The sequence below is a fragment of the Brevibacillus panacihumi genome, assembly GCF_003710985.1.
Taxonomy (GTDB): Bacteria; Bacillota; Bacilli; order Brevibacillales; family Brevibacillaceae; genus Brevibacillus; species Brevibacillus panacihumi.
The window spans coordinates 18,156-32,030 of sequence record NZ_RHHT01000032.1 but is presented as its reverse complement, the minus strand read 5'-3'; the positions used below and the strand labels follow the sequence as shown (position 1 = coordinate 32,030).

Annotated in this window: 16 protein-coding genes; 14 read left to right on the top strand and 2 right to left on the bottom strand. The window is 51.0% G+C overall.

Annotation, left to right across the window (positions count from 1 at the left end):
* The first annotated feature begins 111 nt into the window (after window positions 1-111).
* The 5 genes from EDM58_RS16080 (at window position 112) to EDM58_RS16060 (ending at window position 4,266) form a co-directional block, all read left to right on the top strand.
* Window positions 112-732, top strand: a complete 621-nt coding sequence (locus EDM58_RS16080; RefSeq protein WP_023556561.1) for a hypothetical protein — start codon at window positions 112-114, stop codon at window positions 730-732.
* Window positions 733-1,245: 513 nt separating this feature from the next.
* Window positions 1,246-2,685: a MocR-like pyridoxine biosynthesis transcription factor PdxR gene (gene pdxR / locus EDM58_RS16075; protein ID WP_122914246.1), complete on the top strand. Its 1,440-nt coding sequence runs from the start codon at window positions 1,246-1,248 to the stop codon at window positions 2,683-2,685.
* Window positions 2,682-3,374, top strand: coding sequence for an AzlC family ABC transporter permease (locus tag EDM58_RS16070; RefSeq protein ID WP_122914245.1), 693 nt, complete (start codon window positions 2,682-2,684; stop codon window positions 3,372-3,374). Before pdxR ends, EDM58_RS16070 begins: the two co-directional genes overlap by 4 nt.
* Window positions 3,364-3,687 carry an AzlD domain-containing protein gene (locus EDM58_RS16065; protein ID WP_122914244.1) on the top strand — a complete coding sequence of 108 codons (324 nt, stop codon included), beginning with the start codon at window positions 3,364-3,366 and terminating at the stop codon, window positions 3,685-3,687. The genes EDM58_RS16070 and EDM58_RS16065 overlap by 11 nt, the downstream gene beginning before the upstream one ends.
* Window positions 3,688-3,723: 36 nt before the next feature.
* Complete coding sequence (locus EDM58_RS16060) at window positions 3,724-4,266, top strand: phosphotransferase-like protein (protein WP_122914243.1); 543 nt, start codon at window positions 3,724-3,726, stop codon at window positions 4,264-4,266.
* A gap of 66 nt (window positions 4,267-4,332) precedes the next feature.
* Here the strand turns inward: EDM58_RS16060 and EDM58_RS16055 are convergent, their stop codons facing one another.
* Entirely contained in the window at window positions 4,333-5,088 is a 756-nt protein-coding gene (locus EDM58_RS16055) for an IclR family transcriptional regulator (protein ID WP_122914242.1), read from the bottom strand.
* Between the two features lie 186 nt (window positions 5,089-5,274).
* Here EDM58_RS16055 and EDM58_RS16050 point away from each other — a divergent pair, with 186 nt between their 5' ends.
* The 8 genes from EDM58_RS16050 to ant(6) all read left to right on the top strand — a co-directional run bounded on the left by EDM58_RS16050 (window position 5,275) and on the right by ant(6) (window position 12,547).
* On the top strand, window positions 5,275-6,405 hold the full coding sequence (locus tag EDM58_RS16050; RefSeq protein ID WP_122914241.1) for an ABC transporter substrate-binding protein: 1,131 nt from the start codon (window positions 5,275-5,277) through the stop codon (window positions 6,403-6,405).
* 9 nt (window positions 6,406-6,414) lie between these two features.
* The gene (locus EDM58_RS16045; RefSeq protein ID WP_031305678.1) at window positions 6,415-7,512 is read left to right on the top strand and encodes an ABC transporter ATP-binding protein; all 1,098 of its coding nucleotides are present in this window, start codon (window positions 6,415-6,417) and stop codon (window positions 7,510-7,512) included.
* Between the two features lie 3 nt (window positions 7,513-7,515).
* The gene (locus tag EDM58_RS16040) at window positions 7,516-8,358 is read left to right on the top strand and encodes an ABC transporter permease (RefSeq protein WP_023556552.1); all 843 of its coding nucleotides are present in this window, start codon (window positions 7,516-7,518) and stop codon (window positions 8,356-8,358) included.
* Window positions 8,355-9,155, top strand: coding sequence for an ABC transporter permease (locus tag EDM58_RS16035; RefSeq protein ID WP_023556551.1), 801 nt, complete (start codon window positions 8,355-8,357; stop codon window positions 9,153-9,155). The genes EDM58_RS16040 and EDM58_RS16035 overlap by 4 nt, the downstream gene beginning before the upstream one ends.
* 12 nt (window positions 9,156-9,167) lie before the next feature.
* On the top strand, window positions 9,168-10,304 hold the full coding sequence (locus EDM58_RS16030) for a M20 family metallopeptidase (RefSeq protein ID WP_122914240.1): 1,137 nt from the start codon (window positions 9,168-9,170) through the stop codon (window positions 10,302-10,304).
* Window positions 10,305-10,479: 175 nt separating this feature from the next.
* Window positions 10,480-10,893 carry a PadR family transcriptional regulator gene (locus EDM58_RS16025; RefSeq protein ID WP_122914239.1) on the top strand — a complete coding sequence of 138 codons (414 nt, stop codon included), beginning with the start codon at window positions 10,480-10,482 and terminating at the stop codon, window positions 10,891-10,893.
* Window positions 10,886-11,650, top strand: coding sequence for an HAAS domain-containing protein (locus EDM58_RS16020; protein WP_122914238.1), 765 nt, complete (start codon window positions 10,886-10,888; stop codon window positions 11,648-11,650). Before EDM58_RS16025 ends, EDM58_RS16020 begins: the two co-directional genes overlap by 8 nt.
* A gap of 45 nt (window positions 11,651-11,695) precedes the next feature.
* A complete protein-coding gene (gene ant(6) / locus EDM58_RS16015; RefSeq protein WP_122914237.1) occupies window positions 11,696-12,547 on the top strand; it encodes an aminoglycoside 6-adenylyltransferase in 852 nt (283 codons plus the stop codon).
* On the opposite strand, the gene EDM58_RS16010 is transcribed toward ant(6), so the two are convergent.
* A complete protein-coding gene (locus EDM58_RS16010; protein ID WP_122914236.1) occupies window positions 12,532-12,822 on the bottom strand; it encodes a hypothetical protein in 291 nt (96 codons plus the stop codon). The two genes, ant(6) and EDM58_RS16010, sit on opposite strands and share 16 nt — an antisense overlap.
* Before the next feature lie 75 nt (window positions 12,823-12,897).
* On the opposite strand from EDM58_RS16010, the gene EDM58_RS16005 reads away from it, so the two are divergent.
* Entirely contained in the window at window positions 12,898-13,872 is a 975-nt protein-coding gene (locus EDM58_RS16005; RefSeq protein WP_122914235.1) for an aldo/keto reductase, read from the top strand.
* Window positions 13,873-13,875 lie beyond the last annotated feature (3 nt).

Genomic DNA, 13,875 nt, shown 5'->3' with positions numbered 1-13,875 from the left:
AATGATTCAGGAAACGGGGCAGATTTGCGCAACTTTCCATTACATGGTGGTGTATAAGAAGTAAAGGACGGTTAGAGTGAAGAGTGAGAAACTTTTAAGGAGTGCACAATTGTGAGGTTGTATTCTAAAGGGATTAAAATGATGATTGGTGTGATTTTTATCGTTTGTGTAGTGGGAGGTACACTGGCATTCCAAAGCACATTTGCTAAAAGCTCGAATAATCAAAGCCCCAAGAATCCTCCTCATTATCCAGAAAATGAAATTGGACAGACTTACGGTTCTGCTGAAGAAACAACTTCTGTTGAAATGCTACCTGACTTAATCCATGTAGGAAGTGTGAATGGCATTGCAGGATATTTGCTGAAAAAAGATTATCTTAGTGAACTTGTACATGACGCACCACTGTATGATGTTAATGGGAAAACCATAATTGGTTCTTTTCATATTGGCGCTAAGAATATGAGCTATCCTAAAAATAAAAACGGACAGACATACGGTTCTGCCACAGATGCTCCTTCTCCGGATACGGAACCTGAATTAATCCGTGCAATAGGTGTGGATGGTACTACAGGATACGTGCTGAAAAAAGACTTAGACGGTGAGCGTCCAAAATCACCCGAGGAAGCCATTGCGATACAGAACAGTAGATCACCAGGAGGTCGTGATATTCCGCTATATGACGTTGATGGTGAAACCGTAATTGGTGTGTTTCATGTTGGAGAAGGAAAATAATATAAAATGTGATTGAGTGTTATGCTCCCTAAACGCGAAACGAGCCTTAAAAGCGATGCTAGAGGCTCGTTTTTCTTTTACAGGGCTCTCCACTTTCTGGAGGGCATATACTAATTAGTATCAATGTGGTATCCAATGTTTGTTACCAACTCGAATTCACCGAGAACAGTTTCTAGCCGAGGAAAAGGGGAAAAAAGCGAAAGGTATTTGGGATCTTGACCCAGTCGCAATGGAAAAGGCGGAACCCGCATTTAGCGGACAACCCTGAATCACTTCTTGAAGACGGCTGCTTTTGGCCGCGGTTCCGCCTTTGGAATGGAGACGGCCAGCGCCAGCCCCCAGCGAAGATTCCAACCCACCTGTAGCGTTTTCCTCTTTTCCTCTCCTCCACTGCAGCTGGTGGACTACCGTAAAAAAGGACGGGGGTTCCCGCATTTTCTAATTGCAGTCGTGCAAGCCTTCTTCTGCTATCATAGGAATCATAAAAAGACGAGTCGGAGGGGAGGAGAGAGGATGCCGGACATTAGCCCCCATCTGGTGGACGGGAGCGAGCCGCTTTATTTGCAATTGTATCGTTATTTTTGCCTGGAGATCCGGGAACAGCGATTGCCTTCGGGGACGCGGCTTCCGTCTGTACGTACGTTGAGCGGCTTTTTGCAGGTAAGCAAAACGACGGTGGAGAGCGCTTATCATCAGCTGCTTGCGGAAGGTTACATCGAGAGCAGGGAGCGAAGCGGTTTTTTTGTCGTTGACGCCACCTGGTATGGGCCGGTTCTTCAGAAAAAAAGAAGAGAGCCGGAGTCTTCTCTTCCTGCCGCTGTCCCGGTCCAGTACAATTTTCATCAGGCGAGCATTGATCCCGACCATTTTCCGTTTGCCTTGTGGAAAAAGTATAGCAATCAGTGCATGCGGGAGGAAAACAAGGAGCTGCTGCGATACGGGGACAGGCAAGGCGAGCCCGAATTGCGCCTGGAGCTGGCCCGGTACTTGCGTCAGGCGCGGGGGGTACAGGCATCCCCGGAGCAAATTGTGATCGGTGCGGGTACGCAGGTGATGATCACCTTGCTGGGGTATCTGTTTGGTCTGCGGGGACAGGCTGTCGCGATGGAGGAGCCTGGCTACCAGGGAGTCCGAAAGGTATTTCTCAACCTGGGGTTTGACGTGAAGCCGATTCCATTGGAAGCCGATGGCATTCACATAGAAAAGCTGCGGGAAAGCGGGGCCGGACTGGTCTACATCACGCCATCCCATCAGGATCCGACCGGCATCGTGATGCCTTACGCCAAGCGGCTCAGGCTGCTGCAATGGGCGGCACAGACGGAGAGCTACATCATCGAGGACGATTACGACGGGGAGTTTCGCTATCACGGCAGACCCATTCCATCTCTTCAAGGGCTGGATGCTGCGGGGCGGGTGATTTATATGGGGACATTCTCAAAATCATTGCTTCCTGCGATACGGATCAGCTACATGGTTCTGCCTCCCAGCCTGTTGGCTCTCTACCACGAGCATTTGGCGGAATACGACCAGACGGCATCGCGTATTCATCAGCAGACGCTGGCCTTATTTATGAAAACGGGAGATTGGGAGCGGCATATCCGCAAAATGAGGACGTTGTACAAGAAAAAGCACGACGCCCTTCTTCACCTGCTGCGGGAGGAGATGGGAGAGGCGATCCGCATCACGGGACAGGACGCAGGCATCTCCGTTATGGTAGAGGTGCGCAGCCGCTGTGATGCGCAAACCTTGACGGAGCTGGCTGCCGCGGCGGGGATCCGCGTTTATCCTACCGATCACAAATGGATGAGGCTAATAGATCATGACTTTCCCAGCTTTCAGTTCGGCTTCGGCGGGCAGACGATCGAAGAGATGGAGGCGGGAATTCGATTGCTGGGTGAGGTGTGGCGTCCCACTTTGTTATCAGCGGATAAGGGGAAAGGAAGACAGAGATGAGCAACATGAGTGGGTCTTTTGCATTGTTTGTTTCAGGCATGCGTCAGATTATTCCGGTAGCTGCGGCCGGCATCATTGATGGGATTGTATTCGGACTATTGGCGAGGCAGGCGGGACTGGGGGTGACGGAAGCGGTCCTCTTTTCCTTGCTGGTCAATGCGGGCTCCTCCCAGTTCGCAGCGGTCGGTTTGATCTCGCAGGGGATCGTCGGCTGGCCGATCCTGCTTTCGACCGCTTTGTTAAACGCGCGCCAGCTATTATACGGACTGTCGCTCGGACCGCGTTTTCAGGGAACGCCTGCATGGAAGCTGTCGCTTATGGCAGGGACGCTGAATGATGAGACATTTGCCTTGAAAGCTACGTATTTGGATGCGGGCGGAAAGCCCAGCTTGTCTTTTTTCGCAGGGGCAAGCGTCGTGGACTATGTCATCTGGAATGCGAGCACGTTTGCAGGGGCATGGTTCGGTGCGGCGTTTACACAGACGGAAGCATACGGGCTTGATTTTGCTTTTATCGCGACGTTTTTGGGCTTTCTCGCCGTCAATTTGCTCACCTCCTTCCATGTGAAGGTGGCTGCTTGCACGGCTGCCGTGGCGTGCATCGGATATGCGCTGGGCGGAGGTACCGCAGCTGTGATTGTCGGGACCTTGACGGCGATTGTGATGGGAGCGGTGAGCGATGAACGATAAGATCATTTGGATTATTTTGCTAATGGCGCTGATCACGTACCTGACGCGGTTCCCGATGCTCTTGATCAGCTCGCGCTGGGAGATTCCGGACTGGTTGCGGAGGGGCTTGGCGATGGTGCCGGTAGGCGTCTTCAGCTCCATGACGATTCCGCCGATTCTCTTTCACATGCGCGAGGGAGCATGGAGCCCGGAATACATCGTCGCAGGTACGGTGTCGCTTGCGGTCGGTCTGTGGAGAAAGCAGATCGTATGGGCATTGGTGGCCGGGGTTGTCGTCATCGCCTTGTATCGGCAGGCCGTCGGAATGTTATGATGGATGCGGTTGCGCATTTTCTATTCGAGAGGAGACATGAGGATGATGTCGAGCATCTTTCTCATCACGGGTATTATGGCTTCAGGAAAGTCAACGATTGCCCAGCTGCTTGCCGAACGCATGGAGAAGAGCGTCCATGTTCGCGGTGATGTTTTCCGCAAGATGATTGTCCATGGCGAGGAAGCCATGTCAGCCAACCCTACCGAAGAAGCTATCCAACAACTTCGGCTGCGATACAAACTGGCTGCCCAAGCGTCAGATGCGTACACAAAACAGGGCTTTCAGGTAGTGCTGCAGGATGTCATCATCGGCCCGATGCTGCAGGATGTAATAGAGATGATTGAACATCGCCCGCTTTACGTCGTTGTTCTTTGTCCTCGAGCCGACGTGGTGGCCAAAAGGGAGGCTGCCAGACAGAAAAAAGGGTACGGCGCGATTGATATTGCGATGCTCGAAGCGGTTTTGCATAATGAGACGCCACGAATCGGCATGTGGCTGGATACATCGGAGCTTACTCCAGAGGAGACGGTGGAAGAAATCTTGCGAAGGGCGGATGCGGAAGCACGCATATCGTACTGAGCCAGCAGGAAAAGGAGGGGTGTTCTCGCGGATGCGAGCAACCCCTCCTTCCGTTTTGGCGTCCAATTAAGTTCGATGTCCCAACTCCATAGACATCTCCCGCACTGTTTCCAGCACCTCTTGCAGGATGTTATCGAGCTGGGGCTCGACGCGGTCAGACGGTCCGACGACACTGATCGAGGCGGCGACCTGATCAGATGAGTCGAAGATCGGCGCGGCCACGCCGGTTACCCCGACATTGCGGCGATTGGAACTGATTTCGTAGCCGCGCTCCCGGATCATCTGCAGATTTTGCTTGAGCTCTTCTGCTGATTGATAGGAATGCGGCGTATATGTTTTCAACCTCTCAGACAAAATCTCATCCTGAAACGGCTCTGGTTGATAAGCGAGCAAGACACGTGCTGCCGATGTCGAGTAGAGGGGAAAACGACGGAATGACTCGACGGTAAAGCGGATGGGATGAGGAGAATCTACTTTTGCCACGTAGATTGCATCTCTGCCGTCCCGCACACAGAGCACCACCAGCTCGCTGGTCCGCGATAAAAGCCGATTGATATACGGCATGGAAAAATCAACAATATCATGATTTTTCAGCACTTTTGTGCCAAGTTCCAGGAGGGTGTAGCCAAGCGTGTACTGCTTGGTTTTTTCATTTTTCCGGATGAATCCCTCTGACTCCAGGGTAGTGAGCAGCTTGTGCACGGCTCCTTTGGACAGTTCGAGTTTTTTGCTTAATTCGGTCACACCCAGCTCCTTGGGGGAATCCAGAAAGATTTTCAATAGTTTGCATCCATTTCGGACAGAGGAGAGAACTTGATCCATGCACACGTCTCCTTCTTAAGTACATTGACCTCATCGTATCACATTCAGGGAAGTCGTACTTTACGTTTTTTTCTAAACAATCTTGAATTGTCAGTTTACTTATGGTAGTGTAACACTATCGTTCTCGAATAGCAAACACCGTTCTCTATTCGTGAACAACTCTAGAATATCGGGGGTTGAACTCAGATGAAGAAAAAGGCTTTAACCGTACTATCAATTTTTGCTTTGACAGGTTCCTTATTGGCGGGATGTGGATCGTCCTCGACACAGCCGCAAACTTCCGAGCCTGCTCCGACACCAGCGTCGGCCGAGACGCCTGCAGCTGAAAAACAGGTGGAATTGGAAGACAGCCTGATTGTGTCCGGGAATGGCGCAACGGTAGAAAAGCTGATGAAAGACGAAATCTTCAAGAAGTTTAACGAGAAGTACCCGAATGTAAAATTGACTTATGTATCCGGTGTTTCTACTGAAATCGTAGCAAAAGTGAAAGCGCAACAAAACGCACCACAAATTGATATCGCTATCATTGAGGGCGGAGAGCAAGAAAAAGGACGCCTCGAAGGACTGTGGGAGCCGCTCAAAGAAGAAGAGATCCCGAACATGAAAAACATTTCCCAGGACCTGGCAGTGAAAGACAACAGCGGTGCGACCGTCAACTTCACTCCGATGGGAATCTCCTATAATACCGAAATCGTGAAAGAGAAAAATCTGCCGGTGCCAACTTCCTGGAATGACCTGGCGAAACCAGAGATGAAAGGCAACATCACCATGACAGACGTAGCGAGCAATTTCGGCCGCTCTGCGATGATCATGATGGCGTATGCCAACGGCGGTTCCGAGAAGGATATCGAAGCAGGATTTGAAAAAATGGGCACCATCGCGGGCTACATGCCGACATTTGCCAAGAGTGCGGCACAGCTGCAGCAAAACCTGCAAAATAAAACAGCTGCATACACCACATGGACCATGGCGCGCAGCTTGACGCAAAAAGACGCAGGTCTGCCGATCGAATTCGTATTCCCGCAAGAAGGCGGAAACCTGGTACCGACCATCGCTTCCCTGGTGAAAAACGCGAAGCATCCAGAAGCAGCAAAAGCTTTCATCGACTTCCTGCTGACTGACGAAGTGCAAACCATGTATGCGACCAAGCTCTACTACAATCCGTCCACAAACGTTGCATTGCCTGAAGAAGTAGCGAAATCCCTGGAATTTGACCGCTCCAAAGTCGTTGCCTTTGACTATCAAGTGATCAGCGACCAAATGGCAGCATGGCTGGATCGCTTTAACCGGGAAATCGCACCAAAAACAGGAAAGTAGGTGTCCTTTTTGGCAAAGGTATATGACGTCGAACTACGCAACATCATGAAAAAATTCCAAAACAATGTCGTGGTTCAGGACTTCAACCTGCAGGTAGAGCAAGGTGAGTTCGTCTCTTTTCTCGGCCCGTCTGGCTGTGGAAAAACAACGACGCTAAACATGATCGCTGGTTTTCTGGAACCGGACGGCGGTGATTTGTTGATCAAGGGACAGCGGATGAACGGTGTCCCCCCTTACAAACGGGAGTTGGGAATGGTTTTCCAGACCTACTCCCTGTTCCCTCACATGACTGTCGCGGAAAACATCGCGTACGGCTTGAAGCTGAGAAAAGTAAACAAAGCGGAGATGAAGGAGCGGGTCGACCGCGTCCTCTCTCTCGTCAAGCTGCCGAATGTAGCCGACCGCTATCCGAAGCAGCTCTCCGGCGGACAACGCCAGCGGATCGCGATCGCCCGCGCTCTGGTGATCGAGCCTTCCCTCCTGCTTTTGGATGAGCCGCTGAGCAACCTGGATGCCAAATTGCGCGAAGAGCTGCGTGATGAGCTGAAGCGTCTCCACCATGAGATCGGGGTCACGACCATCTTCGTCACGCATGACCAGGAAGAAGCGTTGTCTTTGTCTGATCGCATCGTCGTGCTGAACCACGGTTTTGTCGAGCAGATCGGGACACCGCTGGAAATCTACAATGAGCCTGCATCTGAATTCGTGCATACCTTCATCGGCAAAACGAACCGTCTGGAAGGGGAGGTCGTCGAGGTGAACGGCGATCGCCTGACTGTACGGACAAATGAAGGGCTGCTGATTCACGCAGCGAAGCAAACTCGCAAATTTGCACCGAATCAAAAAGTCATCGCATTCGTGCGGCCGGAGAAAATCCAATTGTCCGCGACGGAGTCCAACGAAGCAGAAAACAATGTGAAGGGCGAGCTGCAAATCGCGTCCTTCCTGGGCTCTTATACCGAATGCGAGGTAAAAGTGGGCGGAAACACCTTGTCCGTGAAAGTGCAAAAGCTGATCGACAAAGCTACAGAGCAAGAAGCAGCAAAAGGCATTGTCTGCTATTGGAAAGCAGAAGATGTGCTGATCATGCCGACGGAGAGGGGATGACGTATGAGCAGACGTCTTTCCGTTACGCTGTTGACGGCACCTGCTTTGATCGTACTTCTGGGAGTGTTTGTGATTCCCATGCTGTTGATGCTGCTGCTTAGCTTTCAGGATGCGCAGCAAGCCTTTTCGCTGGAGAATTACGCGCTCTTTTTCCAGGATACCTTTTATCTGGAAATTCTCTGGCGGACGATTCGCGTGAGTCTGTGGACTGTACTCGCCACCTTGCTGCTGGGATATCCGGTAGCGATGTTCATGGCGCAGGCGACTGGCAAAATGCGCGGGATTGTCACGATGTGCATCTTGGCACCGCACCTGATCAGTGTAGTCATCCGCAACTTCGGCTGGGTGGTCGTTCTCGGGGAGAAGGGCTGGATCAACGAAACGCTGATCGCGCTGGGAATGATCGAGACGCCTTTGCGCCTGTTGTACAACGAATTGGGAGTAGTCATCGGTCTTACAGACTCGTTTATCGCCTACATGGTACTGGCTTTGGCTACCAGCCTGTACTCGATCGATCCTTCTTTGAACAAAGCAGCATCGATTCTGGGTGCTTCGCGTGCCCGCACGTTCTTCTCGGTGACGCTGCCGCTTAGTCTTCCTGGCATCGTGGCAGGGACGACCTTGGTGTTCAGCTTGTCGATGAGTGCGTTTGTGACGCCTGCCCTGATGGGGGGAACCTCTGTCAAAGTGATTCCGGTCCTGGCGTATGAGCAAATCATGTCGACCCTGAACTGGCCGCTGGGTGCAGCCTTGGCCTTCCTGCTTTTGGGAAGCACCATTGTCTTGGTGAGCCTGTATACGAAGCTGATCGAAAACAAGAGGTACAAAGAGGTGTTTGCGTCATGAAAAAGATCAATGTGCTCGGGCTCATCACCTTCATTATCATCATTTTGGTCAACCTGCCGTTTTTGGTCATTATTCCAAGCTCGTTTACAGCCGCCGGGTATCTGGCTTTTCCTCCGGAAGGATTTTCCTGGAAATGGTATTCAATGATTCTGGACAGACCGGAATTTATTGATTCCTTCTGGACAAGTATCAAGCTGGCGACCTTGTCTGCCATATTGGCGACCGTATTGGGTACCTTGGCAGCGTTCGCCTTGTCCAAATACAAGTTTCGCGGGAGCGGGTTTATCAACGCGCTGATGCTGTCGCCGTTGACCGTCCCCTCGCTGATTATCGGGATTTCCGCATTGCTGTTCTTTACGCGCATCGGGATAGCCGGGACGTTCACGGGTCTTTTGCTCGCACATATCCTGATTTCGATTCCGTACGTGGTTCGTCTGGTCTTGACCGGTCTCAGCTCGTTTGACTACACGCTGGAGAAGGCCGGGTATATGCTCGGTGCCCATCCGTTCCGCGTGTTCTGGGACATTACGCTGCCGCTCGTGCGTCCGGCGATTGCCTCGGGGATGATCTTCTCCTTCCTGACTTCGTTTGACAATGTGACCGTTTCGTTGTTCCTGGTGGCACCGGATACGACGACATTGCCATTGGCGATCTTTAGTTACATGCAGGAGACACTTGACCCGCTGGTTGCATCGATCTCATCGGTCGTTATTCTGCTAAGTCTCGTGTTCATCATCTTGTTGGAAAAAGTGTACGGACTGGAGCGCCTGTTCGGACTTAATTCTCAATCACATTAAGGAAGAGGCAATATGTCAATGCACACGTATATGGAAACAAACATGCAACACTTTCTCCAACTACTTGAAACCTCGGTGAACATGGATTCCCCGTCCAAGAACAAGCGACTGGGAGATGTGATGGCGCAGTGGTTTGCACAGCAGTTCGAAGCACTGACCGGGGGCAAGGCAGAATTGGTGGCCAATCCCACCTATGGCGATCAGGTTCGCTGCACCGTGGGAGACGGCGACAAGCAGATTCTCATCATCGGTCATTACGATACGGTGTGGCCGGAAGGAGAAGCTGCTCGCCGCCCATTCAGCGTGCAAGATGGCAAGGCGTACGGTCCTGGTGTGTACGATATGAAGGCGGGTGTCTTGCAGGCGATGTTTGCGCTGCGGGGATTGGTGCAGCTCAACCGTTTGCCTGCAGACAAGAAAATCGTCTTGATCCTCAGCAGTGATGAGGAGATCGGCAGCCCGACATCACGTGAGTTGGTAGAGCAGGAAGCGAGGCGTTCGGTTGCCAGCTTCGTATTGGAGCCGCCGAGTGAACCGCTTGGCGCCCTGAAGACCTGGCGCAAAGGGAGCGGACATTTTACCCTGCGCGCACATGGGATCTCGTCCCATGCCGGTGTAGACCACCAAAATGGCGTCTCTGCCATCGAAGAGCTGTCTCGTCAGATCCAATTCGTGCATTCCTTGACGGATTACGACAAGGGAACGACGCTCAACGTGGGTCTGGTCAAAGGCGGGATCGGCTCCAATGTGGTGGCGGATTTTGCAGAGGCAGAGGTGGATGTGCGCTTCATGACCATGGCAGAGGCTAACCGAATCGAGCAAGTTGTCCGTGCGCTTCAACCGCAGCTTGCCGGAGCGAGCATCCAGGTATCAGGCGGCATTCGCCGTCCGCCGATGGAGCGGACAGAGGAGACCGACAGACTGTTTTCACTCGCACAGACCATCAGCCGCGACGAGCTGGGCTTTCCCCTGCAAGAGTCGGGGACCGGCGGTGTAAGCGACGGGAATTTTGCCGCTGCGTGCGGCAGCCCGACGCTGGACGGATTGGGAGCGAGAGGCGGCTTCGCCCACTCCCCGGACGAGTTCGTGGAGCTGTCGGAAGTGCCGATCCGCACAGCCCTGCTGGCGCGATTGATCGAGGAAGTATAGGAGTTAGCAGTACATCGAAATACGAGAACCGCACCTGTCTGATGCTGAGCAGTCACATCGGGCGGGTGCTTTTTTATGGGGTAAGGCCAAGAACCTGCAAAATGGGCAAGAGCTATACCTTGCATTGCAAGACTAATGACGCTATACTGGATGAAGTATCATGTAATGCAAGGGAATGCTTGTCATCATTACTCTTGTATTGCAAGGTATTGGGGAGGTGAAAGAGAATTTGTCGACAACACAGATGCTGAAAGGAATTCTCGATGGTTGTTTACTGGCGATTATTAAGGATAAAGAAGTATACGGTTACGAGTTGGCAGAAAAACTGGAAAGCTACGGTTTTCATTCCTTCAGCGAGGGGACGATTTATCCATTGCTGATGCGAATGCAAAAAGAAGAATTGGTTACGACAACTCTGAAAAAATCAACGGCGGGCCCAAGAAGGAAGTACTATTCCCTTACACCGAAGGGCGAGGCAGAGTTAGAAATGTTTATCGAGAGATGGAACTATTTGCAAACCAATGTAAACAGGGTGTTGCGCCATGAATCGAATTCAGAACACCCAAAAGGAGATGAGACGGATGAATAGTGAATTGAAGCTGTCTGATAAAAGCAGGGAATTCCTGGACCATTTACGCGTATACTTATTCTCCAGCGGAAAACATTCGGATGAAATCGAAGAAATCGTGGAGGAATTGGAAGTTCATTTATTCGAAGCAGAAAAAAACGGAAAGCGGATTGAAAAAATCATTGGAAAATCACCGAAGGAATATATGGAGATGGTCTCTAATGAAATGGCCACCGACTATCGATCATGGATCAAAACGATTAGCCTCATCGTTTTCGGGTCATTTTCGTTTACGATTTTCTCGGACTTAATGAAGGGAGATCTCTCCTATTCTGTCCTGGAAATCGTCGGACATCTTTTTATCGGCGCTGTATTTATTGCTGCTATTGCAACGGGGTTCAAATATATATCTGCAGCAAATCCATCGATAAAAAAACAAGGATTGCTCGTAACAGCGATCATGGTCCTGCCCATCGCATTGTTTGTAGGGCTGATCTACGCCAATCGAACCATCGATACTCCCGTGATTCATTTTGGCAGTACGGCAAGCCTGATCATCGGAGGGATTACAGCACTCTTTATCATCGGCGCGTCCTTTTGGGCAAAAACATGGATTCTCCTCATTGTTGTAGCATTGTTGACACTGCCCGATTTTCTCCTGGGTCTGACTCCATTGACACACGAAGCACAGCTGATGATAAGTCCGTGGATTACCTTCGGGGGAATTGGCCTTTACCTTTGGTTATCGCTAAGCTGGTCGAGGAAAAACGGGAAATAAGCGAAGGCTGTAAAAGAAATAGATTGGAAGCGGAGGACTACCGTATTGAGAAGTGAACAAGAGATGATGAATATCCTGATTGATGTTGCTAGGAATGACGATAGAATTCGATTGGCAACGTTGGAAGGGTCGCGTACAAACAAAAATATTCGTCCAGATACCTTCCAAGACTACGATATTTCATACTTTGTAACAGATATGGATTCTTTCAAGGAGAATGATCAATGGCTTGACATCTTTGGAAATCGTGTGATGATGCAAAAACCTGAGGATATGGAGCTTTTTCCGTCAGAACTGGGGAATTGGTTTTCCTATTTAATGCTATTTGAGGATGGAAGTAAAGTAGATCTAACCCTGATTCCAATTGGCGAAGTGGGGGATTACTTTACCAAGAGCGACGGTTTAGTTAAGGTCTTGCTCGATAAGGATGCGCTCATGAAAGAGGAAGTGATCGCAGATGATCGCCAATATTGGATCAAAAAGCCAACTGTTAGAGAATTCGATGATTGCTGCAATGAATTCTGGATGGTTTCCACGTACGTAGTAAAAGGGCTAGCCAGAAAAGAAATCCTTTTTGCGATTGATCATCTGCACGAGATTGCGAGACCGAATGTATTGAGAATGATGACTTGGCAAATTGGATCCGAGCAAGGCTTCACTTTTAGTGTGGGGAAAAACTATAAATTTATCGATCGGTACCTACCAAAGGAAGATTGGGAGAAACTCCTCTCAACGTATTCTGAGAGTGGGTATGAGGAAATGTGGCAGTCTTTATTCACCTGTTATGAGTTATTTAGAAAATACTCTAAAGCTGTGTCAACAAGTCTCGGATATAAGTACCCGGATTACGATGAAGCCATTACGAAGTATACACAAAATATTTACAGCTCATTGTGAAACGACCAGAGCTGGTCGAGGAAAAAGGAGAAAAAAGCGAGGGCATTTGGGATCTTCACCAAGCCGGGAACGGAAAAGGCGGAACACTCTCTTAGCGGCCAACCTTGAATAACTTCTTCGAAGCGGCTGCTTTTGGCCGCGGTTCCGCCTTTGAAGTGGGAGGCGGCCAGGGATGACCCCCCAGCAAAGATCCCAACCCGCCGGAGCGTTTTCTCCTTTTTCCTCCCCACCACTGCAGCCTGAACCACACCCATCCAAAAAGCAGACAGTTTCACAATCGGAAACTCCGATGGAAAATGCTACAATTCCTATGTGGACAAAACCAAGAAACAGGAAAGGACGGAGACGACATGAAATATCATCGTTTGGGAAACAGCGGCCTGCATGTGTCCGCTTTGGGAATCGGGACCAACTCATTCGGAGGACGTGCGGATGAGGCCACCTCGACGGCAATCATTGACGCAGCATTGGACGGCGGCATCAACTTTATCGACACCGCCAATATTTATACAGGCACAGAATCCGAGCGCATCATCGGTAAAGCGCTGGAAGGACGCAGACATGACGTCGTGCTGGCTACCAAAGCTGGCCTGGTAAAGGGAGAGGGAGTCAATGAGCGCGGCTCCTCTCGCTATCATCTGCAAAAGGAACTGGAAGGAAGCCTGAAACGTCTGCGGACCGACTATGTCGACCTCTACCAGATCCATACCTTTGATCCCAACACCCCGCTGGAAGAGACATTGCGAGCGTTGGATGACATGGTACGCTCGGGGAAAGTACGCTATATCGGGGCATCCAACTACTTCGCCTGGGAAGTGATGAAGGCGCTCGGAATCAGCGAGCTGAAAGGCCTGAACCGCTTCGTCTCCCTGCAGGTCAGCTATTCTTTGGCCGACCGTACGCCGGAGCGGGAGATGATTCCGCTCTGCCTCGATCAAGGGCTGGGCATCATCCCTTACTATCCGTTGGCAGGAGGCATTTTGACTGGCAAGTACACCTCTGCGGATCAAGGCCCGGCAGGCTCCAGGCTGGAAAAAGAGCCGCGCTTCGCGAGATTCCTGGGCCAGGACAAGATTCAGCTGGGTCAACAGGTTGCCGATCTGGCAAAAGAGCTGGGGATGGCGCCGAGCGTGCTTTCCATCGCCTGGCTGATGAACAAGCCTGCCGTCTCCACCGTCATCGTCGGTGCTTCGCGCGTTGAGCAGCTCGCCGCCAATTTGGAGAGTGCATCTGTGGAGCTGGACAGCGCTACCATGAATCGCTTGGACGAGTTGAGCGAGCCGTATCGTCTGGGTGAACCGTTCGGGTTTTTCCGCCTGAGCTGATTT